The organism is Stenotrophomonas sp. SrG (assembly GCF_050031795.1).
In the GTDB taxonomy this organism is placed as follows: Bacteria; Pseudomonadota; Gammaproteobacteria; order Xanthomonadales; family Xanthomonadaceae; genus Stenotrophomonas; species Stenotrophomonas rhizophila_A.
In genome coordinates, this window is sequence record NZ_JBNBBE010000565.1 from 1 (window position 1) to 252 (window position 252).

The window sequence follows — 252 nt, forward strand, 5'->3', positions numbered from 1 at the left end:
GGCTTCACCGGCCGAGGCCGCCTGCACCGCGGCGTTCAACGCCAGGATGTTGGTCTGCTCGGAAATGGCGTTGATCAGTTCCACGATCGAACCGATTTCCTGCGAGGACTCGCCCAGGCGCTTGATGCGCTTGGAGGGTTCCTGGATCTGGTCGCGGATCTGGTCCATGCCCTGGATCGTTTCACGCACCACGCCGGCACCTGCGGCGGCGATGACCACCGAGCGCTGTGCCACGTCGGCCGACACGGCGGA

1 protein-coding gene is annotated in these 252 nt (G+C 65.9%); it reads right to left on the reverse strand.

The window, feature by feature from the left end; genetic code table 11:
- Window positions 1–252, reverse strand: a 252-nt coding sequence (locus ACQG3P_RS20875) for a methyl-accepting chemotaxis protein (protein WP_426806121.1), incomplete at both ends; no start/stop codon positions are given.